The 19959-nt window shown below is 69.0% G+C and carries 21 protein-coding genes; 9 read left to right on the top strand and 12 right to left on the bottom strand.

All coding sequences use genetic code 11. From position 1 onward, the window contains the following. Positions 1-63: 63 nt before the first annotated feature. The 4 genes from AC3WJT_RS03665 to AC3WJT_RS03650 are packed head-to-tail and all read left to right on the top strand — an operon-like array spanning position 64 to position 2767. Positions 64-510: a hypothetical protein gene (locus AC3WJT_RS03665; protein WP_492341707.1), complete on the top strand. Its 447-nt coding sequence runs from the start codon at positions 64-66 to the stop codon at positions 508-510. Continuing rightward, positions 507-1304 carry an acid phosphatase gene (locus tag AC3WJT_RS03660; protein ID WP_492341706.1) on the top strand — a complete coding sequence of 266 codons (798 nt, stop codon included), beginning with the start codon at positions 507-509 and terminating at the stop codon, positions 1302-1304. Before AC3WJT_RS03665 ends, AC3WJT_RS03660 begins: the two co-directional genes overlap by 4 nt. 39 nt (positions 1305-1343) lie before the next feature. Further along, positions 1344-1829, top strand: coding sequence for a Fur family transcriptional regulator (locus AC3WJT_RS03655; RefSeq protein WP_492341705.1), 486 nt, complete (start codon positions 1344-1346; stop codon positions 1827-1829). A 5-nt stretch (positions 1830-1834) separates the two neighbouring features. Continuing rightward, on the top strand, positions 1835-2767 hold the full coding sequence (locus AC3WJT_RS03650; protein ID WP_492341704.1) for a thioesterase family protein: 933 nt from the start codon (positions 1835-1837) through the stop codon (positions 2765-2767). Here AC3WJT_RS03650 and AC3WJT_RS03645 read toward each other — a convergent pair. Next, positions 2764-3642, bottom strand: coding sequence for an alpha/beta fold hydrolase (locus tag AC3WJT_RS03645; protein WP_492341703.1), 879 nt, complete (start codon positions 3640-3642; stop codon positions 2764-2766). The genes AC3WJT_RS03650 and AC3WJT_RS03645 overlap by 4 nt on opposite strands. A gap of 43 nt (positions 3643-3685) precedes the next feature. After that, positions 3686-4342, bottom strand: a complete 657-nt coding sequence (locus AC3WJT_RS03640) for a glycine zipper domain-containing protein (RefSeq protein ID WP_492341702.1) — start codon at positions 4340-4342, stop codon at positions 3686-3688. 128 nt (positions 4343-4470) lie between these two features. On the opposite strand from AC3WJT_RS03640, the gene AC3WJT_RS03635 reads away from it, so the two are divergent. Further along, a complete protein-coding gene (locus AC3WJT_RS03635; RefSeq protein WP_492341701.1) occupies positions 4471-5331 on the top strand; it encodes a crotonase/enoyl-CoA hydratase family protein in 861 nt (286 codons plus the stop codon). A gap of 34 nt (positions 5332-5365) precedes the next feature. Here AC3WJT_RS03635 and AC3WJT_RS03630 read toward each other — a convergent pair whose 3' ends face one another. From AC3WJT_RS03630 to AC3WJT_RS03615, 4 genes are all read right to left on the bottom strand, one after another. Next, entirely contained in the window at positions 5366-6577 is a 1212-nt protein-coding gene (locus AC3WJT_RS03630; protein ID WP_492341700.1) for a pentapeptide repeat-containing protein, read from the bottom strand. Between the two features lie 79 nt (positions 6578-6656). Then, the gene (locus tag AC3WJT_RS03625; protein WP_492341699.1) at positions 6657-7616 is read right to left on the bottom strand and encodes a magnesium transporter CorA family protein; all 960 of its coding nucleotides are present in this window, start codon (positions 7614-7616) and stop codon (positions 6657-6659) included. A 66-nt stretch (positions 7617-7682) separates the two neighbouring features. Next, a complete protein-coding gene (locus AC3WJT_RS03620; RefSeq protein WP_492341698.1) occupies positions 7683-8372 on the bottom strand; it encodes a CHAP domain-containing protein in 690 nt (229 codons plus the stop codon). A gap of 74 nt (positions 8373-8446) precedes the next feature. Beyond that, the gene (locus tag AC3WJT_RS03615; protein ID WP_492341697.1) at positions 8447-9538 is read right to left on the bottom strand and encodes an acyltransferase family protein; all 1092 of its coding nucleotides are present in this window, start codon (positions 9536-9538) and stop codon (positions 8447-8449) included. A 154-nt stretch (positions 9539-9692) separates the two neighbouring features. Here AC3WJT_RS03615 and AC3WJT_RS03610 point away from each other — a divergent pair, with 154 nt between their 5' ends. Then, entirely contained in the window at positions 9693-10493 is an 801-nt protein-coding gene (locus AC3WJT_RS03610) for a TerC family protein (RefSeq protein ID WP_492341696.1), read from the top strand. Between the two features lie 128 nt (positions 10494-10621). Here AC3WJT_RS03610 and AC3WJT_RS03605 read toward each other — a convergent pair whose 3' ends face one another. Continuing rightward, the gene (locus AC3WJT_RS03605; RefSeq protein ID WP_492341695.1) at positions 10622-12784 is read right to left on the bottom strand and encodes a primosomal protein N'; all 2163 of its coding nucleotides are present in this window, start codon (positions 12782-12784) and stop codon (positions 10622-10624) included. A gap of 39 nt (positions 12785-12823) precedes the next feature. On the opposite strand from AC3WJT_RS03605, the gene fsa reads away from it, so the two are divergent. From fsa to AC3WJT_RS03590, 3 genes are all read left to right on the top strand, one after another. After that, positions 12824-13477: a fructose-6-phosphate aldolase gene (gene fsa, locus AC3WJT_RS03600; RefSeq protein WP_492341694.1), complete on the top strand. Its 654-nt coding sequence runs from the start codon at positions 12824-12826 to the stop codon at positions 13475-13477. Between the two features lie 53 nt (positions 13478-13530). Next, positions 13531-14199 carry a DUF484 family protein gene (locus AC3WJT_RS03595; RefSeq protein WP_492341693.1) on the top strand — a complete coding sequence of 223 codons (669 nt, stop codon included), beginning with the start codon at positions 13531-13533 and terminating at the stop codon, positions 14197-14199. Positions 14200-14347: 148 nt separating this feature from the next. Continuing rightward, entirely contained in the window at positions 14348-15265 is a 918-nt protein-coding gene (locus AC3WJT_RS03590; protein WP_492341692.1) for a tyrosine recombinase XerC, read from the top strand. A gap of 211 nt (positions 15266-15476) precedes the next feature. Here AC3WJT_RS03590 and lpdA read toward each other — a convergent pair whose 3' ends face one another. The 5 genes from lpdA to odhB all read right to left on the bottom strand — a co-directional run bounded on the left by lpdA (position 15477) and on the right by odhB (position 19945). Beyond that, a complete protein-coding gene (lpdA, locus tag AC3WJT_RS03585; RefSeq protein WP_492341691.1) occupies positions 15477-16877 on the bottom strand; it encodes a dihydrolipoyl dehydrogenase in 1401 nt (466 codons plus the stop codon). 82 nt (positions 16878-16959) lie between these two features. Then, positions 16960-17481, bottom strand: a complete 522-nt coding sequence (locus AC3WJT_RS03580) for a hypothetical protein (protein ID WP_492341690.1) — start codon at positions 17479-17481, stop codon at positions 16960-16962. A 67-nt stretch (positions 17482-17548) separates the two neighbouring features. Then, positions 17549-18211, bottom strand: coding sequence for a hypothetical protein (locus tag AC3WJT_RS03575; protein ID WP_492341689.1), 663 nt, complete (start codon positions 18209-18211; stop codon positions 17549-17551). A gap of 22 nt (positions 18212-18233) precedes the next feature. Beyond that, positions 18234-18692, bottom strand: a complete 459-nt coding sequence (locus tag AC3WJT_RS03570; RefSeq protein WP_492341688.1) for a putative signal transducing protein — start codon at positions 18690-18692, stop codon at positions 18234-18236. 35 nt (positions 18693-18727) lie between these two features. Continuing rightward, entirely contained in the window at positions 18728-19945 is a 1218-nt protein-coding gene (gene odhB / locus AC3WJT_RS03565) for a 2-oxoglutarate dehydrogenase complex dihydrolipoyllysine-residue succinyltransferase (protein ID WP_492341687.1), read from the bottom strand. Between the last annotated feature and the right edge of the window lie 14 nt (positions 19946-19959).

The following is a 19959-nucleotide window of genomic DNA, read 5'->3' as shown; positions in this document are numbered from 1 at the left end:
CCAATGATGAAGGACCGCGCGAGGCTTGCCGTCTCGCGCGGTTTTTCTTTGGGGGATCCTGTCTTGCGTCTCGTCTTCGCCCTGGCCTTCGTCGGCCTGTCGCTCGCCGCCTGTGGAAAGCCCGACGCTCAAAGCGCCCCTGCCGCGAAGGTCTCCGATGGTGCGGTCAGCGTCGCCGCCGGGCCGGCGGCGACCGCGGCGGCTTTGCCGGACTTCGCCCCGATCTATCCCGGCTCGGAAATGAAGAGCACGGCGACGGGGATCGGCGACGCCAAGACCAACGGCGGCATGGCCGTCTTCGTGACCCCGGACAGTCCTGACCAGGTGCTGGACTTCTATCGCCAGAAGGCCAGGGCCGCCGGGCTGGAAGTCCAGCTGGACGCCGATATGGGCGCCGCCCGGCAGTTCGCCGCCAATGACGAGGCTTCGGGCCGGCTGCTGCAGGTGATCGTCTCCGCCCAGGCCGGGATGTCCCAGGTGCAGGTGATCTGGGGCATGAACCGGGCTTGAGCCGGGTTCGCGGCATGATCGGCACGCGCGTCACGGCGCTGACCCTCACCGGCCTGCTCGTCATGCTGGCCGCCGGCGCCGCGTCCGCGCGGTTGCCGTGGAAGGGCTATCTGACGCCTGAGGCCCTCGACACGATCACCGTCCTCGCGCCGCCGCCGGAAGCCGGCTCTCCGGAGGCGGAAGCCGACCGGACGATCTTCCGCGCGACGCGCGCCCTGAAGGACACGCCGCGCTGGCAGATGGCGGTCGCCGATCTGCCTGAACGCAACATCCTGAAGAACCTGAGTTGCGCCATCGGCGCGGATCTCAATCCGCTGGCGACGCCGAAACTGACCGGCCTGCTGCTGAAGATGGCCCCGGACGTGAGTCGCGCCGTCGCCCGGCCCAAGGCGCTCTACAGCCGCCAGCGTCCCTACCTGCTCGATGAAGGCGACATCTGCGCAGACCGGAGCACGCGGCTGGCGCGAAGCCCGGACTATCCGTCCGGCCACGCCACCTGGAGCTGGGCGGTCGGACTGGTCATGGCTGAACTTGTCCCTGAACGATCAAGCGCCATCCTCACGCGCGCCCGGGCGTTCGGGGAAAGCCGGATTGTGTGCGGCGTGCACAATGCCAGCTCCGTCGCGGCCGGGCGTCAGAACGCCGCCGCTGTGGTCGCGTCGTTGCATGGCGTCCCCGAGTTCCGGGACGACATGGCGGCGGCCCGGCGGGAGATGTCGCGAGCCTTGACCCGCGCGAAGGCGCCGACCGGCTGTGACGCCGAGGCCGCGGCGCTGGCGACGCCGCTCCGCTAGGGATTGCCCTTGGGGCGCCGGCTCTCTACCTCTCACCCGATGGCCCATTCCCACGCCTGTGACCACGACCACGACCACCGCGGCCTGCAGGGCGACGCGCTGTCGGTGGGTCTGAGCGCCGCCATGACGCGATGCGAGGCGGCCGGCCAGCGGCTGACGCCGCCCCGGCGGCGGGTGCTGGAGATGCTGCTGAAAGCCGGCCAGCCGGTGAAGGCCTATGACCTCATCGCGGCGTTTGGCGACGGCGGGGCCCCGGCCAAGCCGCCCACCGTCTATCGGGCGCTCGACTTCCTGTCGAAGCTCGGGCTGGCCCACCGGATCGAGAGCCTGAACGCCTACATGGCCTGTGGTGGCGGCGGCGAGGGGCATGCAGCGGCGTTCCTGATCTGTGACTGCTGCGGCGCGACGCGCGAGATCGCCCCGACGGTCGCGAACGAGGTCGAGCGACTGGCCGGAGCCCAGGGCTACAGCCTGACCGCCCTCATGGTGGAGGCCCATGGCCTCTGCGCCGATTGCCGGGCCTGACCCGAATGGCTGACGGCATCGAGATCTGGCGCGGCGGCGTCAACACCTGGGAATGCGACGAGATGGGGCACATGAATGTGCGCTTCTACGTCACCAAGGCCGTCGAAGGGCTGGTCGGACTGGCCGCGGCGCTGGGCCTGCCGCACGCCTTCGCGGCGCACGCCGGCTCCACGCTGATGATCCGCGAGCAGCACATCCGCTTCCTGCGGGAAGCCCACGCGGGCGTCGCGCTGCACATGACCGGCGGCGTGCTGGAGATCAACGCGGACGAGGCCCGCGTGCTGATGCTGCTGTGGCACTCGGATTCCGGCGCCCTGGCCGCGAGCTTCCAGACCGTGGTCGCCCACGTGACCCCTACCGAGGGACGGCCCTTCCCCTGGCCGCAGCGGACACTCGAGCTGGCGGCGGGCCTGGCCATCGACACGCCCGAACAGGCGATGGCGCGCAGCGTCTCACTCGAGCCCGTGGTTTCGACCGCCAGTCTGGCGCGGGCTGAAGCACTGGACCTGGTGCGGATCGCCCAGGGCGCCATCTCGCCGGCCGATTGCGACCTCTATGGCCGGATGCGGCCCGAACTGTTCATCGGCCGGGTGTCGGACGGCATCCCGCGTCTGATCCGCAGCTTCCGCGATGCGGTAGTCAGCGGGGCCGCCGAAACACCCAAACGCGTCGGCGGTGCAGTACTGGAGTACCGGCTGATCCAGTTCGACTGGCCGCGCGCCGGCGACCGGATCGAGATCCGCTCTGGCCTGAAGGACGCAGACACCCGCACCAAACGCATGGTCCACTGGATGCTCGATCCGGACAGCGGCAAGGCCTGGGGCGCCGCCGAGGCGGTCGCCGTGACCTTCGACCTCGACGCCCGCAAGATCATCCCGATCAGCGACGCCGCGCGCGTGGAACTGATGAAGCACGCGAAGGCCGGGTTGGCGCTCTAGACCCCCGCCGCCGCCTCGATCAGCGCGGACCGCACAAGTTCCGGGCACTCCATCGGCAGGAAGTGGCTGGTTCCGGGGACGGTCTCCATCCGCACGTTGTCGCCCGCTTGGTCGGCATCAAGACCGCAGGTGGAGCCGATCTCGGCCTTGAGGACGCGGATCGGCATCGTGGCGCGTGCGAAGGCGCCGACCGTGTCGTGGTGGTGGGCGCCGAAGTTGGCCGCCTCCCAGTCCGGGCGGCAGGACAGATGGACCTGGCCGTCCTCGCCCTCGAGCACGCCGTCGGCCAGATAGGCGCGCAGGCTGGCCTCGGGCCAGGAGCGAAACGCGCCGCGGCCGTTGTAGGCCTCGAACGCAGCCTCGCGATCCGGGAAGGTCGCGCGCCGGCGGCGGGCGCCGATGGCCAGAGGCGAATTCTTCAGGCCGTCCGGCCCGGCCTGGGCCGCGCGGTCCGCGGTGATCACGACGGGATCGAACAGCACCAGCCGCTTCGCCGCGTCAGCCCGCTCGGCGGCCGCCAGTAGGCCGACCGTTCCGCCCATTGAATGGCCGGCCAGAACCGTCGGGCTCTCTCCGAGCGCTTCCAGCAGCGCCAGCAGGTCGTCGCGGAACACCAGCCAGGCGTCGTGCGTCTCCGGATCCGCCGGCAACGTCGTGCGGCCGTGTCCGCGCTGATCCACGGCGAGGATGCGCAGATCACTCGCCAGCGGCGTCAGGATGTCGGCGTAGGTCCCGGCATTGAAGCCGTTGGCGTGCAGGAACAGCACATCGAGCGGCCGATCGGCGGGGCCGAACTCGAACCCGGCGATCTCTCCGCCGGGAACAGGGACAGCGCGGCGGCGCGCGGCGGGAAAGGGCGGGGCGGCGAGGGTCATCGCCGCCTGCCTATCCCGATAACGCGACGTCAGTCGATAGCGGTCAGATCTTCGTCAGTTGCCAGGCGCCGCCTGGCTTGCGGCAGGCGCGGTAGCGCTCGGTCTCGCGACCGTACTTCTTGGTGTAGGCCGTCTGTTCGATGGTCTCGCAGCCGTCCCGCGAGGCCGCGCGGACCACCGACTTCGAGACAAAGCCGCCGTTCACCTGAAGCCAGGCCGAGCTGTACGAGGAGGCGTCAAACATCTCCCCGGCGGTCAGCTGGCCGACGACCCGCGCCCGGGTCGAGGGCGTGGCGCGGATATTGACGGTGCCCGGCGCGTACCAGCGGCCGCTGCTGCCGACCGGCAGCACGCGAATCTCGCCGTAGGCGCCGGACTTCGGGTTGCGCCAGCTGGCCGGCTGGCCCGTGGCCAGGGCCTCGTCGAGGGCGGCTTCGGCGCGACGCTGGTCTTCCTCCTGCATCTTGCAGCCGATCGACGACCCGATGGCGGCGCCGAGGCCGGCCCCGACGACCGTGCCGGCGCCGCGCTCGCGCTTGGCGAGCTGGTTGCCGATGATGCCGCCGATGATCGCGCCGACGGCCGCGCCGCCTTCCTGCTTGCCGCCGCTGGCGTCACAGCTGAAGACACCCGCGTTGGCGGCGCCGGGAAGAGCTCCGAAAGTCAGAACCGCGATACAGGCGGTAAGGGCGATGCGCATGATAGGCTCCTGTCTGAAGTCTGGCGTCCGGAGCGATATCTAGCCCCATTTGGCGCCTGGTGCGTTCGGGGTTGGCTTTCCCGACGTCATCTCACGAGAATGTGCGAATGCCTGCGAGGACTGGAACCATGAACGCCCACACCCCTGAGACCGCCGTCTGGACCTGCTTCAACGTATCGATCGAAGATCAGGTTGCGCATATCCAGATGAAGCGCCCCGAAGCGATGAACACCATGAACAAGGCGTTCTGGTCCGAGCTTCCGGCGATCGTCCGCGACATCAACGACAACGCGCGCGCCCGTTGCATCGTGATCTCCTCGACCGGCAAGCACTTCTGCGCCGGCATGGACCTTCAGGTGTTCGCCAACGTCGGCGAGAGCGGCGGCCAGACCGACCGGCACGTCGCCGGCGAGAGCTTCCGCAAGCACGTCCACGCGCTGCAGGACACCTTCAGCTGCCTCGACGAGGCGCGCATGCCGGTGATCGCCGCGATCCAGGGCGGCTGCATCGGCGGCGCGGTCGATTTCACCAGCGCCTGCGACATCCGCTACTGCACCGCCGACGCCTTCTTCACGATCATGGAGATCAACATCGGTATGACCGCCGATGTCGGCACCTTCCCGCGGCTGTGCAAGCTGATCCCCGAAGGCTGGGTGCGCGAACTGGCCTACACCGGCCGCCGCCTGCCGGCGCAGCGGGCGAAGGAGATCGGCCTGGTCAACGATGTGTTCGACAGCCACGAGGCCGTCGTCGCCCACGCCCTGGCCACCGCGCGCGAGATCGCCTCGAAGTCGCCGCTGGCCGTGGCCGGCAGCAAGGTGATGATCAACTACGCTCGCGACCACACCATCAAGGACGCACTGGACTACATCGCCGTCTGGCAGACCGGCATGTTCTCCGGCCCGCACATGGCCGAGACCTTCGTGGCGAAACAGGAAGGCCGCGAGCCGGTGTTCCCGGACCTGCTGCCGCTTCGCAAGGGGCTTTAGGTCGGAGGGGGCATGTACCGAAGGTACGTGTCCCCTACGTCTCCAGCTCGGCCTCGGCGAGGTCGGCGCCGTCGAACTTCACGCCCTGCAATTCCGCTTCGAGGAAGCGGGCGCGGCGGGCGTGACAGTCGCGCAGGTCGGCGCCCTTGAGCACCGCCCGCGTCAGGTCGGTGCGGATATAGCGGCCTTCCGAGATCATCAGGGGGCCGAGCTTCGCGCCGCGCAGATCGGCCTTGTTCAGCTTGGCGCCGACCAGCTTGGCGCCGCGCAGGTCGGCGTCCTTGAGCACCACGCCGCGCAGGTCGGCTCCGGTGAGGTCGCAGCCCTGGAGCTCGGCGCCCTCCATGTTGAGGCCGAAGAACACCGACTTCTGGGCGACCATGCCGGTCAGCATGCGGCGGCGCAGTTGCTTGAGCGGCCGGAAATCGACGCGCGAGACCTTCATCACCTCGCCCTCCGCGCCGCCCGACTTGCAGAAGCGTTCATGGTCGCTGATCAGGTCGCCGAGCGGCCGGTCGTCGACGTAGACGATCGGCGGCGGGGCGCGGAGTACCTCGCTGAGATCGACGCGTTCGAAGTTGGCGTCGTCGAGTCGCACGCCGGAGACCACGGCGTCCTTCATCGTCGCGCCGGAAAAGTCGGTGTGAAAGACGTCGGCGTTGGACAGGTCGGCCCCGTCCAGCACCGCATTCACCAGCTTGGCGCCGTTGAGGCAGGCCCCGGTTAGGTTGGCTTCGGTAAAGTCGGCGCTGACGGCGTGCGCGCCGGCCATCTGGGCGCCCGCGAGATTGGCGCCCTGAAGCACCGCATAGTCCAGTTCGCCAGGCTTGCGCTCGTGCTTGAGGATCCTGAAGCCCTGGCCGCCGCCCTGGAGGGCGATCTGGCCCTCACGCAAGTCGCAGCCGGCCAGATTCGCGCCGGCGAGATTGGCCCCGCGCAGGCAGGCGCCGCGCAGGTCCGCCTGGCTGAGGTCGCAGGTTCGCAGGTCAGCGTCGCGAAGGTCCGAGCCGAACATGATCGCGCGCCTGAGATTGGCGCCGTGCAGGCTGGCGCCGGCCAGCCGGGCGCCGGTCAGGTCGGCGTCGCTCAGATCGACACCGGACAGCGACATGTTGGACAGGTCGACATAGGTCAGGTTGGCGCGCTTGCCGCCGCTGCGGCCGCTCAGATACCGGCCGTGCGCCTCGATCACGGCCTTGACGGCGGTGAAGTCGAGCGGGCGGATGATGCTGGGCGCGGCGGACATTCAGGACCTGATCCAGAGAATCCCGAAGCATGGTCCCCGGCGGCTTAAAGAAGGGTTGTTTCCGGCCCGCGCGCGGCGATCAGAGCCAGCCCTTGCGCCGGAACCACCAGATCGGAACCAGCATCGTCACGATCATCAGCACCAGCGCCAGCGGATAGCCGCCGACCCAGCCCAGTTCCGGCATGTGTTTGAAGTTCATGCCGTAGATCGAGCCGATCAGCGTCGGCGGCATCAGGATCACGGCCCAGACCGAGAACACCTTCATGATCTCGTTCTGGTCCGTGTTGATCAGGCCGACCGCCGAATCGAGCAGGAAGGTCACGTTCTCCGTCACATAGGCGGAGTGGCCGGTGAGCGACTGGGCGTCCCGCTGCAATGTGCGCAGGCGTTCGCGGTGGTCCTTGCTGTCTGTGATCTCGTCAGACAGGGCCGCGAATGACAGCAGCCGCGACAGGCTGACCAGGCTGCTGCGCGCCTTGGCGGCGATCGACTGCGATCGGCCAAGCTGGCGCAGGAGCGGCTTGAAGCCCACCTTGCGGGCCGGCCGGAAGATTTCGCCGGAGGTCGCGTCCACCTCGGCCGAGGTCTTTTCGAGAATGTCCGCGATCCGGTCGATGATCGCGTCCAGCAGACCCAGGAAGGCCTCGACTCCGCCCTGGCAGAAGTCGGCGTCCCGTTCAGCCTGGGCGGCATAGGCCACGAACGCGCGCGGCTCGACGTAGCGGATGGTGATCAGCCGCCCCTTGGCCAGCACGAAGGTCACCGGCGCCAGCGCGGGGTCGTCGCCGTCGGCGCCGACCAGCACGAAGGCGGTCATGAAGGTGCCGCCGTCCTCCTGGTACAGGCGGGAGGAGACCTCGATCTCGGCCATTTCCTCGGCGGTCGGCAGGAACACGCCGAGCGCTGCCTCGGCGACCAGCTCTTCGGCCCTGTCGGGGTCGGTCAGGTCGATCCAGGCGACGTCGTCAGGCAGGACCCAGTCAGGGCCGGCCTCAACGGGCGTGAGTCCGCCCCCGCCACAGCGAAGCACTCTGAGCATGGACGTATCGCCTCCGGTCCGCCCCGGAATGGCGCGGCGGCCGGTCAGCGTCAACCACGGCGACGATCAGTCGTCGGCGGGGTCCTGGGCAGGGGTCTGACCGATGGCCGCGGAAATCAGCGCGGCGATCCGGTCGGTCGCGTCCGCGGCCTGGTTGATCACGCCCAGCGGGGACGGGATCGGGCCGACCGTCGAGGCGGTCTGGTTCGCGGCCGAGCGCGCCATGGTCACGCCTTGGGCGCTCCAGTAGCGCGGGTCGGTCTGGGCCAGCTGCACGGCCTGGCGATTTTGATAAATGAAGCCGTAGGTCGGATAGACCGACGTACCCAGGTCGCGGATCGGGTCGTACCAGACCTTGACCATGCTCCAGTCGCCGACCGGCGACACGTCGATGACGGTGACGTCGGTTTCGATCTGGCCGCGGGCGCCGCCGATGCGAGACCAGTTGGCGTGGGTGATCTGGATAACGCGGTCCGTCACCAGTCGGCTGACCACGGCGACGTGGCCCAGCTGCATCCTGGAGGTCGGGACAAACGTCAGCACCGCCCCGGTCTTGGGCGTGCGGCCGGTCTCATACTTGCCGGAGGCCTGGCCCCACCAGGTTCTGGCGTCGCCATAGATCTGTATGCCCGACAGGAGTCGGGCGAAGGGCACACACTGCCAGTAGATGTCAGCCAGAGCGTTCGCCGAAGGCGTCAGGCTGAGCATCACTGCAGCGGCCAGGGAACCAAGGTAGGTTTTGGTTCGTTGGCGCATTCAGGAGGTCTCCCCCGTCACTGGAAGTGAGGGGATAACCATCTCACGCCCGAATGAAAAGAGTCTTTTCAGCATCAGGCTGCGACAGCGCGTCGCGACCGCCATGAGTCAGCCATGAGCTTCATGCGTTCGCGGGCCGGTTTCTCGATCAGATGATACGAGGCCGCTGACAGTGGAACCAGGGCAGTGATGAAGATCAGCCACACCCACAGTGGCAGCTTTTCGTCCGTTAGATTCAGACCTCGCGCCGCAGCATTCACGAAGATGATCTTCCACGGCACGCAGATCATGTAGGTCGAGTAGCTTATCTCGCCCAGATACACGAAGACGCCCTGTGATCCGAAAGTCGATCCGTGCTGCGCGAGGCCCGCGAGGCTGAGGATCAGGGCCCCGAACGTGACCAGCGTAACCATGTCCGGCGCGCCCAGGATGGCCGAGGCGAGCAATGCGGCGCCTGAAAAAAAGGCGCCGATGGCCGCCATCCGGACGCTGCGGACGACGCCCGACCGCCACAGACTGTGCATTGCGCAGCCCAGGGCGAAGCAGGGAACGATTCGCAGGGCGCCCCAGGCGATGGTGGCCTGGGTCAAAGACTTGCCGGTCAGGGCCTGGAACGCGGGATAGAGGGTGGCGATCGCCGCCAGCGTCCCGGCCGCCAGCAGCCATGGCCGGTTGCGCAGCCGCCAGGCGACGAAGGCGAAGGCCGGGAAAGTCAGGTAGGCGAACCACTCCGCCGAGATCGACCAGGACGGATGGTTGAAGGCCGCCTCGGGCGCCAGACCCCAGGCCTGGAGCAGAAGCAGGTTCGCCGGCAGCGCGTCCCACCGCAGGATGCCGGCGTCGACCGAGAACCCGGCCAGACCGGCCACAACCCCCAGAGCGATCATCCCCAGCAGCGTGGCCAGATGCAGCGGATAGACCCGCGCAAGCCGGTTCCACAGGAAGGAGCCGTATTTGAACCGTTCCTCTCCGAAGGCCGTCAGATAGACGTGGCAGAGGATGAAGCCGCTGAGCACGAAGAACAGCTCGACCCCCAGATAGCCCTTCTCAACCAGCATCGGGGTGACGGCCGCATCGAGCTTGGGCCAGTAGTGGTAGAGCACGACCCACAGCGCCGCGAAGAAGCGCAACGAGGTCAGAGGCCGGATATTGGCGGCGTCCTGCATGGCCCAATCCTGTCTTCTCGCGCCGGCGGGCCATGCCCGGTTCGACGCCGCGTGGGGAGCGGCGGGAAAAATCAGCGAAAGCCGGTTCATCCAGACGCATGTCAGGCTATGTAAGCTCCATTCGGTTCACCAGTCGTGAAAGGCCCGACACCGTATGGACAGCCTGCTTCAGCTCGCCACCGACCCCGCAGTCTGGGCGGCCCTGGTCACCCTGGTGGTCATGGAGATCGTGCTCGGGATCGACAATCTGGTCTTCATCTCGATCCTGTCGAACAAACTGCCGGTCGAGCAGCGCCAGAAGGCGCGCCGGATCGGCATCTCGCTGGCGCTGATCATGCGTATCGGCCTGCTGTTCTCGATCGCCTGGCTGGTCAGCCTGACGACCCCGCTCTTCGACCTCGGCATCACCGGACCGGTGGGCGAGCACGGGGAGCCGGGCTTCGACACGGCCTTCTCCTGGCGCGACCTGATCCTGATCGCCGGCGGGCTGTTCCTGCTGTGGAAGGCGACCAAGGAGATCCACCACACGGTTGATCCGGCGCCCACGGGCGACGTGATGGACACGAAGAATGTGGTTGTTTCCAACTTCAACGCCGCGATCGTCCAGATCCTGCTGCTCGACCTGGTCTTCTCGGTCGACTCGATCCTGACCGCTGTCGGCATGACCAACCATGTGCCGGTCATGATTGTCGCGGTGATCATCGCCGTGATGGTGATGCTGCTGGCGGCCGACCCGCTGGCCAACTTCATCCACAACAATCCCACCGTGGTGATGCTGGCTCTGGGCTTCCTGCTGATGATCGGGGCGGTGCTGATCGCCGACGGCTTCGGCGTGCATGTGCCCAAGGGCTACATCTACGCGGCCATGGCCTTCTCCGGCCTTGTCGAGGGTCTGAACATGGTCGCCCGCAAGAGCCGGGAGAAGAAGGCCGTGGCGGACGAGACGAAGCACTGATGAGAATGCTCCCCTTCGGGGGAGCTGTCCGCGAAGCGGACTGAGGGGGTCACCCGAAATTTGAGCGGACCCCCTCCGTCACTGCTTCGCCTTCGGCTTCGCAGCGCCACCTCCCCCGATGGGGAGGATTACAAAAAGCTGTAGGGATCCACGTCGATGGCCACGCGCACGGACCCCGGCGGTCGCGCCCGCGCCCGCCAGGCGGCGAGGAAGCCTTGCAGGTCTACGGTCCGGTCCGCTCTCACGAGGAACCGCTTGCGCCGTCGGCCGCGCACCATCGCCAGCGGCGCGTCGGCGGGGCCGTAGATGTCCACCCCGTCGGTGTTGGGGGCCGCCGCCGCCAGGGTGCGGACATAGGCGTCCAGCGCCACGGGATCCGGCCCCGAGCAGATGATCGCCGCCAGCCGGCCGAACGGCGGCAGGCCGGCCAGTTCGCGACCGGTCATCTCCGCCTCGAGAAACGCGTCCCTGTCCTGCGCCGCCAGCGCCTGCATGACCGCATGGTCGGGGGCGTAGGTCTGCAGCATCGCCCGCCCGGGCCGGTCCCGACGCCCGGCGCGACCACTGGCCTGGGCCAGCAGCTGGAAGGTCCGCTCCCCGGCGCGCAGGTCGCCGCCGCGCAGGCCGAGGTCCGCGTCGACCACCCCCACCAGGGTCAGCATGGGAAAGTCGTGCCCCTTGGCCGCGGCCTGGGTGGCGACCAGCACGTCGATCTCGCCGTCGGTCATCGCCTTGACGATCGACCGCGCGCCGTCGGCGTCGAACACCGTGTCTGACGAGAACACAGCCACCCGGGCTTCCGGGAACAGGTGGCGCACCTCTTCCTCGACCCGCTCCACGCCCGGTCCGATGGAGACCAGACTGTCCTGCGCCCCGCAGTGCGGGCAGCGATCCGGCTTGGGCATCGAGAAGCCGGTCAGGTGGCAGACCAGGCGGCCTGTATAGCGGTGCTCGACCAGCCAGCTGTCGCTGTCGGGCGCCTTCATCCGCTCGCCGCAGGCGCGGCAGAGGACCAGCGGCGCATAGCCCCGACGGTTGAGGAACAGCAGGGTCTGTTCGCTGCGGCCGTACGTCTCCTTCATCGCCTCGACCAGCGGCGGCGACAGCCAGCGGCCGGGCTCGGGCGGCGTCTCGCGCATGTCGATCAGGGTGACGTCCGGGAGTTCCGAGGCGCCATGCCGCGCCGCCAGCCGGAGCCAGCGGTAGCGGCCCTGCTCGGCGTTCCACAGCGTCTCCAGCGAGGGCGTCGCCGAGGCCAGCACGACCGCGCACTTCTCAAGGCTGGCGCGCGCCACGGCGAGGTCGCGGGCCTGATAGATGAAGCCCTCCTCCTGCTTGTAGGAGCCGTCGTGTTCCTCATCGACGACGATCAGGCGCAGAGACCGGTAGGGCAGGAACAGGGCCGAACGGGCGCCGACGACGATCCGCGCCCGGCCCGTGGCGACGCCCTCCCAGACCTGACGGCGGCGGGGCGGCGGGACGGCGGAATGCCACTCCGCCGGCTGGACGCCGAACCGGTCCTCGAACCGGGCGATCACCGCCTGCGTCAGGGCGATCTCGGGCAGCAGGACCAGCACCTGGGCGGCGGGGTCGGCGTCGAGGGCGGCGGCCACGGCCTCCAGATAAACCTCGGTCTTTCCCGAGCCGGTCACCCCGTCCAGCAGCGCCGCCTGGAATCCGCCCTCGCGCACCATGCCCGCCAGCACACCGGCGGCGGCCGCCTGGCTGGCGTTGAGACTCGGGCCGGGCCGGGCCGTATCCGGCGCGGCGAAGCGGGTCTCCGGCATATGCAGCCGGAGTTCGAGACAACCTTCGTCCAGCAGCCCCTTGACCACCCCTGCCCCGACCCCGGCCTTTGCAGCGAGGTCCGGGCCCGTCAGCGGACCTTCGGCGGCGGCGGCCAGCACCTTCTCGCGCGCAGGGGTCATCCGCGCCGGCGCCGTTCCGGTGGCCGCCAGCAGCTTGATCGGCCGGGGCTTCGGCGCGCGCAGCCCGCGCAGCGCCATCGCCAGCGGCCAGCCGGGCAGGTCCACCGAATAGCGCGCCGCCCATTCCACGAACCGCAGGGTGGTCTCCGGCAGGGGCGGATCGTCGAGCCGCTCCAGCACCGGCTTCAGCGGGCGGTTGCCGCCGGCGCTCTCGCGCAGACTGGTCACCACGCCGCGCGACGTGCGCGGGCCGAGCGGTACGGCCACATGGTCGCCGACAGCCAGCCCCATGCCTTCGGGCTCGGCATAGTCGAACGCCTCGGGCAGCGGCATCGGCAACAGGACGGCGGCGATTCGGCTCACGGGTGGCGCCCCGCGTTCCGGCTCGCTAAAACCCCGTCCATGCAACTCTTCCTCGACACCACAGACACCGCCGTCCTCAAGGACCTCGCCACCACCGGACTGGTGGATGGCGTCACCACCAATCCTACGCTGATCGCCAAGTCCGGTCGGCCCATGGCGGAGGTCATCGCCGAGATATGCGGTCTCGTCGAGGGGCCTGTCAGCGCCGAAGTTGCCGCGATGGACGTCGAGGGCATGCTGGCCGAGGGGCGCAAGCTGGCCGCCATCGCCACGAACGTCGTGGTGAAGGTGCCGCTGACCCGCAACGGCCTGATCGCCACCGCTGAATTCGCGGTCGAGGGCATCCAGACCAACGTCACGCTTTGCTTCTCCGCCGCCCAGGCCTTGCTCGCCGCCAAGGCCGGCGCGTCCTACATCTCGCCGTTCATCGGCCGGCTCGACGACCACGGCGCCGACGGCATGGAGCTGATCCGCGAGATCCGGGCGATCTACGACAACTACGGCTATGACACCGAAATCCTCGCCGCCTCGATCCGCACCCCGGCGCACGTCGCGGAAGCGGCGATCGCCGGCTCGGACTGCGCGACCATCCCGCCGGCCACCTTCGAGGCGCTGTTCAAGCACCCGCTGACCGACAAGGGCCTGGAACAGTTCATGGCCGACTGGGCGAAGACGGGCCAGTCGATCCTCTGAACGGATTGGTAGGAGGTCGGCGCTAGCGTCTCCCGATCGGACGGGAGATGACCATGAGCACGGCCAGGCAGACGGAATCGGCGGCGGACGACCTGCGCCGGGTGCTGCGATCCCATCCCGAGCTGATCCGCGACGACGCCGAACTGCTGGCGGACCTCGGCCTGCGGGTCGATGCGGCCAATCTGGTCGACTTCGGCCCGGCGGCGCTGGCCCGCGTGAGCGCCGCCCACAAGCGCGAGACGACCGTACGCCGCAAGCTGGAGGCCATGGCGCGGGCCAATTTCTCCGCCCAGGCCCAGACGCACGCGGCGGTCATCGATATTCTGGAGTCCCGCAATCACTCCGACCTCGCCCGCCGGGTCGATGACCTGGCCAGCCTGCGCTTCGGTCTGGTCGCGGCGACCATCGCCATCGAGGGGACGGGCCGCACCCCGGCCGGCTGGTACGAGCTGGTCGAGGGTCAGACCGACCTGATTCTGGGTCCGCAGCGGCTGGCGCGGATGGGTTTCCATGCGCCGGCGCTGGGGCTGTTCGGCGACCGGGCCGAGAATGTGCGCTCCATGGCCATGGTCCGGATCGCGATCTGGGAGCCGGGCCGCCAGGGCGTGCTGGCGTTCGGCTCGCATGACGAAAAGGGCTTCACCGCCGACATGGGCGCCGAACTGGTGGCCTTCCTGGCGCGGGTCGTGGAACGGACGGCCGAGCGATGGCCGGTGCTGTGATTTGCTGCCCTCTTCCAGAGGGAGAGGGAGGGGCCCGACGGCCCAGCCGGCGGGAGGGTGAGGGGTTACGCCCGCGCCGCCTTACCCCCTCAACCTCCCACACCCTTCGGTCGTGGGCCCCTCCTTCTCCGCATGGGAGAAGGAAAAGATGACGACAGCCCGAGACGCCATGTCCCAATGGCTGGACCATCTGGCCAACGAGCGCCGGGTCTCGCCACGGACGATCGAGGCCTATCTGGGCGCCGTCTCGCCGTACCTCGCCTTTCTTGAGCAGCATCGCGGCGAGACCCTGTCGCGCGCCGACACCGGAACGATCACGGCGGCCGAGCTGCGCGCCTATCTCGCCCATCGACGGGACGGGGAGCGGCCGCTGTCGGCGCGCTCGGTGTCGCAGGCGTTGTCGGCCGTGCGGTCGTTCCACGGCTTCCTGGACCGGCGGCTGGGCGTTCCCAATGCGGCCCTGGCGCTGGTGAAGGGGCCAAAGGTCCGGCCCTCGGCGCCGCGTCCCGTCACCGAGGACCAGGCGCGCGGGCTGATCGAAGAGGCCGCCTGTGATCCCGAGCGCGAGGGCTGGGCGGCCCTGCGCGACGAGGCGGTGCTGACCCTGCTGTGGGGCTGCGGCCTGCGGATCAGCGAGGCGCTGTCGCTGAAGCGGTCGGACGCGCCGCTGGGCGAGAGCCTGCGGGTGTTGGGCAAGGGCTCAAAGACGCGGATCGCGCCGGTCCTGCCGGCAGTGCGGGAGGCGGTCGACGCCTACCTGGCCGCCCTGCCCTTCGCGCTGGATCCTGACGAGCCGCTGTTCAGGGCCGCCCGTGGAGGGCCGCTGAGCCCGCGTCACGTCCAGGCAACGATGCAGCTGCTGCGCGGGCGCCTGGGCCTGTCAGACCGCGCCACGCCCCACGCCCTGCGTCACAGCTTCGCCACCCATCTGCTGGGCGCCGGCGCCGACCTGCGCTCGATCCAGGAGCTGCTGGGCCACGCGTCGCTCTCGACGACGCAGAAGTACACCGCGGTCGATGCGGCAGGGCTCCTGGCGGCCTACGGGAAGGCGCATCCGCGGGCTTAATGAGCTCGCACCCCTCGCGGCAGAGAACGTCCTGATGTCTTGATGAGCATTCTTGCTCCGGCGGGACCTTGGTCAAGGACGACCCCTGCGGGGTCGCCGCTGCGCGGCCGCGAAGCGGTCCTTGAGCAAGGGCCCGTCCGGAGCGGACCATTCCATCAAGGCCTTCAGGGCGTATTGCATCCGGACCGCAGCAGAGCTGCGCTGCCGGCCCCTACGCCTGCATCGTCCATCCCTCGACCCCCATGGCCGCCTGGCGCAGGGCCTCGGAGCGGGTCGGGTGGGGGTGGCAGGTGCGGGCGACGTCCTCGGACGAGGCGGAGAACTCCATGGCCACGCAGTATTCGGCGATCATGTCGCCGACGTTGGGGCCGATCATGTGGACGCCGAGGATGCGGTCGGTCTTCGCGTCCGCCAGCACCTTCACGAAGCCCTCGCCCTCGTGGTTGATCTTGGCCCGGCTGTTGGCGGTGAAGGGGAACTTGCCGACCTTGTAGGCGACTCCCGCGGCCTTGAGCTCTTCCTCGGTCTTGCCGACCGTGGCCACTTCCGGGGCGGTGTAGATGACGCCGGGGATCAGGTCGTAGTTCACATGGCCGGCCTTGCCCGCGATCAGCTCGATACAGGCGACGCCCTCGTCCTCGGCCTTGTGCGCCAGCATCGGGCCGCTGGTCACGTCGCCGACCACCCAGACGCCGCCGACGCCGGTCTTGAAGTGATCGTTGGCGATCACGCCGCGCTTGTCGGGCGTGATACCGACTGTCTCCAGGCCGAGGCCCTGCGTGAACGGCCGGCGGCCGATGGCCACGAGCACATAGTTGGCCGCCAGGGTCTGGGGCTCGCCGCCCTTGACCGGCTCCATGGTGATCTCCACGCCGCTGGCGCTGGCCACGGCGCCGGTGACCTTCTGGCCCAGCTGGAACTTGAAGCCCTGCTTGGTCAGCGCGCGCTGGAAGGTCTTGGCGGTTTCCTCGTCCATGCCCGGGCAGACGCGGTCGAGATACTCGACCACCGTCACCTCCGCGCCGAGCCGGCGCCAGACGCTGCCCAGCTCCAGGCCGATCACGCCGGCGCCGATGACGACCAGGTGCCCGGGCACTTCCGGCAGCGACAGGGCGCCGGTGGAATCGACGATGCGCTTGTTGTCGACCGTCACGCCGGGCAGCGGCGTCGGCTCCGAACCGGTGGCGATGAGGATGTTCTTCGCCTCCAGCGTCGTCTCGGCGCCGTCGACGGCCTTCACGACCACCTTGCCGGGCCCGTCGATACGACCCCAGCCCTTGATCCACTCGACCTTGTTCTTCTTGAACAGGAACTCGATGCCCTTGGTCAGGGCCGTCACGCTCTCGGTCTTCTGGGCCATCATCTGCGGCAGGTTCAGCTTCGGCTTCACCTCGATGCCCAGGGTGGCGAATTCAGGGCCGGCGGCGGCGGCGTAGAGCTCGGACGCGTGCAGCAGGGCCTTGGACGGCATGCAGCCGACGTTCAGGCAGGTGCCGCCGAGGGTCTCACGACCCTCCACGACAGCGACCTTGAGGCCCAACTGGCCGGCGCGGATCGCCGCGTTGTAGCCGCCGGGGCCGCCCCCGATGATGACGACGTCGTATTGGGCCATGGATGGAGCCGCCTGTTGATTGTGCGCACAACATATGGGGCTTGCTCGCCCCTTGCGCGAGGCGGTTTAAGGCGCCGCCCCGTCAGGTCAACACGCCCCGCTCAAAAAGCAGCAGCACAAGCCCTGTCATGACCAGCCAGGTGATGAAGGCGTTGGTCGTGCGGCGTCGCCCGAGGGCGTCGGACTCGTCCTCCGGCGGCAGGGCGTTGCGCGCCCAGACGAGGTAGGCGGCCTGCGAGGCGGCGTTGAGCAGGAAGGCCGCGACGGCCGCCTTCAGCAGGAAGATCAGCAGAAGGCCGCTGAGCGCGGTCAGCCCGCTGGCGATGAGCATCGCCAGGCCGCGGGTGCGTTCAGCGGGGTCTGTCGCCTCGAGGCTGATCCGGGCGATGGCGTCGTCGAGGAACGCGTTCATCCGCCAGGCCCGCAGGGCGAACAGTCCGCCCACGAGATAGAACAGGCCCACCGCCCGGGCGAACCAGCCGAGTCCTGCGAGAAGCGCGTCGTCCATGGCGGCCCTTCGGTCAGCCCCGTTGAATTGGGCGTCGGCCTCCCCGAGCTTTTTCCGGCCGGTCGACGCCAGCAGGCAGAACAGCCCGAACAGCACCGCGGCCTCTACCTTCAGAAGGGTGGCAAGGGCCGCGCCCTCGGCCGGGCATCCGCCTCGATCACGGTCATCTCATGTGCTGGTTGAAGTACCGCGGCCTGGGCGTATGCGGTCCCAGGATGGTTGCCACCAGAAACAGGAAGATGAACTCCGCCACCAGCAGCTGCCAGGCGCCGGTGCGCTCAGCCGCGCCGGCGCTCTCGAGCGCCTTGCGGCCGAAATAGAGCCAGGCGCCGCCCTCGATAACGAGCGCCGCCATCGACCAGCCCACGGCATCCATGATGGCGTTGCGGGTCGTCCAGGCCGCGCGCAGGCGCATCAGCAGGGCGGGCAGGGCGACGAACCAGGGCAGCCACAGCCAGCCGGCCATCATCGCCGACAGGGGCGACAGTTGTTCAGGCAGGCGGCCCACAAAGGCGTCGATCACGGCTCTCGGCGCCTCGGGCGACAGGACCTTCGCCGCGTGCGGGAACGCGAAGACGAAGGCGAAGAGCAGGAAGAACGGCGCCATCCAGAGCATAGGCTTGCCATGCACCTGCTCGAAGGCCTTGACCTCGGCTGCGGCCGCGAGCTCCTCGGGCGGCGCCTTTGCGCGGACCTTTGGCGCCTTCGCCGCGGGGCGTTCTGTATCGGCGCGGCGGAGCCGCGCGCTGATCGCGCGCCAGGCGTCGATAAGGCGCTGCCAGTTGCCTGGCGGAGGCCCGTCGATGATCGGATTGTTCTGGTTCAAGAAGACCCCCTCATGCAGGCGGCTACGGCGGATCGAAAATCAGCAGGTTGAGCGCGACGAACAGCACCGCGCCGCCGCCGCCCGCGATCAGCAGGATCGCCAGGGCGAGCAGCGCGCCCGCCCCGGACTCGCCAATCAGCGAGCCCGAGCGCTTGCGGGCCAGCGCCAGGTAGCTGCCCGCCGCGCCGCCGAACAGGAACAGCACCGCAGCCAGCGCCATTCGGGCGGGCGGCGTCTCCACGGGAGGCTCGTCGTCAGGCTCTGGCGTACGGGCGTTGTGGCGCAGCAAGGCGCGGGCATCCTGGACGTCGTCTTCAGGCGCGGTCAGCCGAAAGCCGCCCAGGGCCTGTTGTTCCATCCAGAAGACGGCCCCGTAGTGGGTGTCGCAGACAGTCGCGTCGATCCCGGCCGAGCGCAGCATGCCGGCGGCGATATGCGCCTCGGGCAGCGACGCGAACCGTTGGACCTCGACCAGAGCCATGCCACCCCGCTTTCAGCGGAGAGCATGGCGCGTGATCAGACGTCCAGCAACAGGCGTTGCGGATCCTCGATGGCTTCCTTGACCTTGACCAGGAAGGTCACCGCGCCCTGACCGTCGACGACGCGGTGGTCGTAGCTGAGGGCCAGGTACATCATCGGACGGACCACGACCTGGCCGTTCACGACCATCGCCCGGTCCTTGATCGCGTGCATGCCCAGAATGCCCGACTGCGGCGCGTTGAGGATCGGGGTCGACATCAGCGAGCCGTAGATGCCGCCGTTGGTGATCGAGAAGGTGCCGCCTTGCATGTCCTCGATGGCCAGATGGCCGTCGCGGGCCTTCTTGCCGAGGGCGCCGATGGCCTTTTCGATCTCGGCCAGACCCATGGCCTCGGCGTCGCGGACGACCGGGACCACCAGGCCCTTCTCGGTGCCGACGGCGATGCCGATGTCGTAGTGGTTCTTGTAGACGATATCCGTGCCGTCGATCTCGGCATTAACGTCAGGAACCGCCTGAAGGGCCGCGACGCAGGCCTTCACGAAGAAGCTCATGAAGCCGAGCTTCACGCCGTGCTTCTTCTCGAAGCTGTCCTTGTACTGGTTCCGCAGGGCCATCACCGCGCTCATGTCGACCTCGTTGAAGGTCGTCAGCATGGCGGCGTTGTTCTGGGCTTCCTTCAGCCGGCGCGCGATCGTCTGGCGCAGCCGGGTCATCTTCACCCGCTCCTCGCGCTCGTGAAGGGCGCGGGGCGCGACAGGGGCGGCGACCGGCGCAGGTGCGGCGGCGCGGGTTTCCAGCGCGGCCAGGGCGTCGCCCTTGGTGATGCGGCCGTCCTTGCCAGTCCCGGCGACGGCGGCGGGGTTCAGACCGGTCTCGGTCACGATGCGCTGGACCGAGGGGGCGAGCGGCGCAGCCACGGCGGCCGGCGCAGGGGCGGTGGCCGGCGCGGGGGCCGGCGCGGCAGGGGCAGGAGCCGGGGCGGCCGCGGCGGGCTTCGGTGCGGACGGCGCGGCTGCGGCGCCGGCGGCGACCACGCCCAGCAGGGCGCCCGGCGTCACCGTCTCACCATCGGGCGCGGCGATCGATTCCAGCACGCCGTCGGTCGGGGAGGCGACTTCCAGGCTGACCTTGTCGGTTTCAAGCTCGACGAGGATCTCGTCCTTCCTGACCGCGTCGCCGGGCTTTTTCGTCCAGCGGGCCACCGTTGCTTCCGTGACGGATTCGCCCAGGGCGGGAGTCATGATGTCGGCCATGGTCAGGTCTTTCG

The sequence above is a fragment of the Caulobacter sp. FW305-C-30-S16 genome (genome assembly GCF_058783025.1).
Note: the sequence above shows the minus strand (reverse complement) of the source record. Positions and strands in the feature narration are given on the sequence as shown.

Excerpts from the sequence above, each read along its gene's own strand:
- AC3WJT_RS03655 (WP_492341705.1), top strand. The coding sequence starts at position 1,344 with ATGGCCCATTCCCACGCCTGTGACCACGACCACGACCACCGCGGCCTG.
- AC3WJT_RS03650 (WP_492341704.1), top strand. The coding sequence starts at position 1,835 with ATGGCTGACGGCATCGAGATCTGGCGCGGCGGCGTCAACACCTGGGAA.
- AC3WJT_RS03645 (WP_492341703.1), bottom strand. The coding sequence starts at position 3,642 with ATGACCCTCGCCGCCCCGCCCTTTCCCGCCGCGCGCCGCCGCGCTGTC.
- AC3WJT_RS03640 (WP_492341702.1), bottom strand. The coding sequence starts at position 4,342 with ATGCGCATCGCCCTTACCGCCTGTATCGCGGTTCTGACTTTCGGAGCT.
- AC3WJT_RS03635 (WP_492341701.1), top strand. The coding sequence starts at position 4,471 with ATGAACGCCCACACCCCTGAGACCGCCGTCTGGACCTGCTTCAACGTA.
- AC3WJT_RS03630 (WP_492341700.1), bottom strand. The coding sequence starts at position 6,577 with ATGTCCGCCGCGCCCAGCATCATCCGCCCGCTCGACTTCACCGCCGTC.
- AC3WJT_RS03625 (WP_492341699.1), bottom strand. The coding sequence starts at position 7,616 with ATGCTCAGAGTGCTTCGCTGTGGCGGGGGCGGACTCACGCCCGTTGAG.
- AC3WJT_RS03620 (WP_492341698.1), bottom strand. The coding sequence starts at position 8,372 with ATGCGCCAACGAACCAAAACCTACCTTGGTTCCCTGGCCGCTGCAGTG.
- AC3WJT_RS03615 (WP_492341697.1), bottom strand. The coding sequence starts at position 9,538 with ATGCAGGACGCCGCCAATATCCGGCCTCTGACCTCGTTGCGCTTCTTC.
- AC3WJT_RS03610 (WP_492341696.1), top strand. The coding sequence starts at position 9,693 with ATGGACAGCCTGCTTCAGCTCGCCACCGACCCCGCAGTCTGGGCGGCC.
- fsa (WP_492341694.1), top strand. The coding sequence starts at position 12,824 with ATGCAACTCTTCCTCGACACCACAGACACCGCCGTCCTCAAGGACCTC.
- AC3WJT_RS03595 (WP_492341693.1), top strand. The coding sequence starts at position 13,531 with ATGAGCACGGCCAGGCAGACGGAATCGGCGGCGGACGACCTGCGCCGG.
- AC3WJT_RS03590 (WP_492341692.1), top strand. The coding sequence starts at position 14,348 with ATGACGACAGCCCGAGACGCCATGTCCCAATGGCTGGACCATCTGGCC.
- lpdA (WP_492341691.1), bottom strand. The coding sequence starts at position 16,877 with ATGGCCCAATACGACGTCGTCATCATCGGGGGCGGCCCCGGCGGCTAC.
- AC3WJT_RS03570 (WP_492341688.1), bottom strand. The coding sequence starts at position 18,692 with ATGGCTCTGGTCGAGGTCCAACGGTTCGCGTCGCTGCCCGAGGCGCAT.
- odhB (WP_492341687.1), bottom strand. The coding sequence starts at position 19,945 with ATGGCCGACATCATGACTCCCGCCCTGGGCGAATCCGTCACGGAAGCA.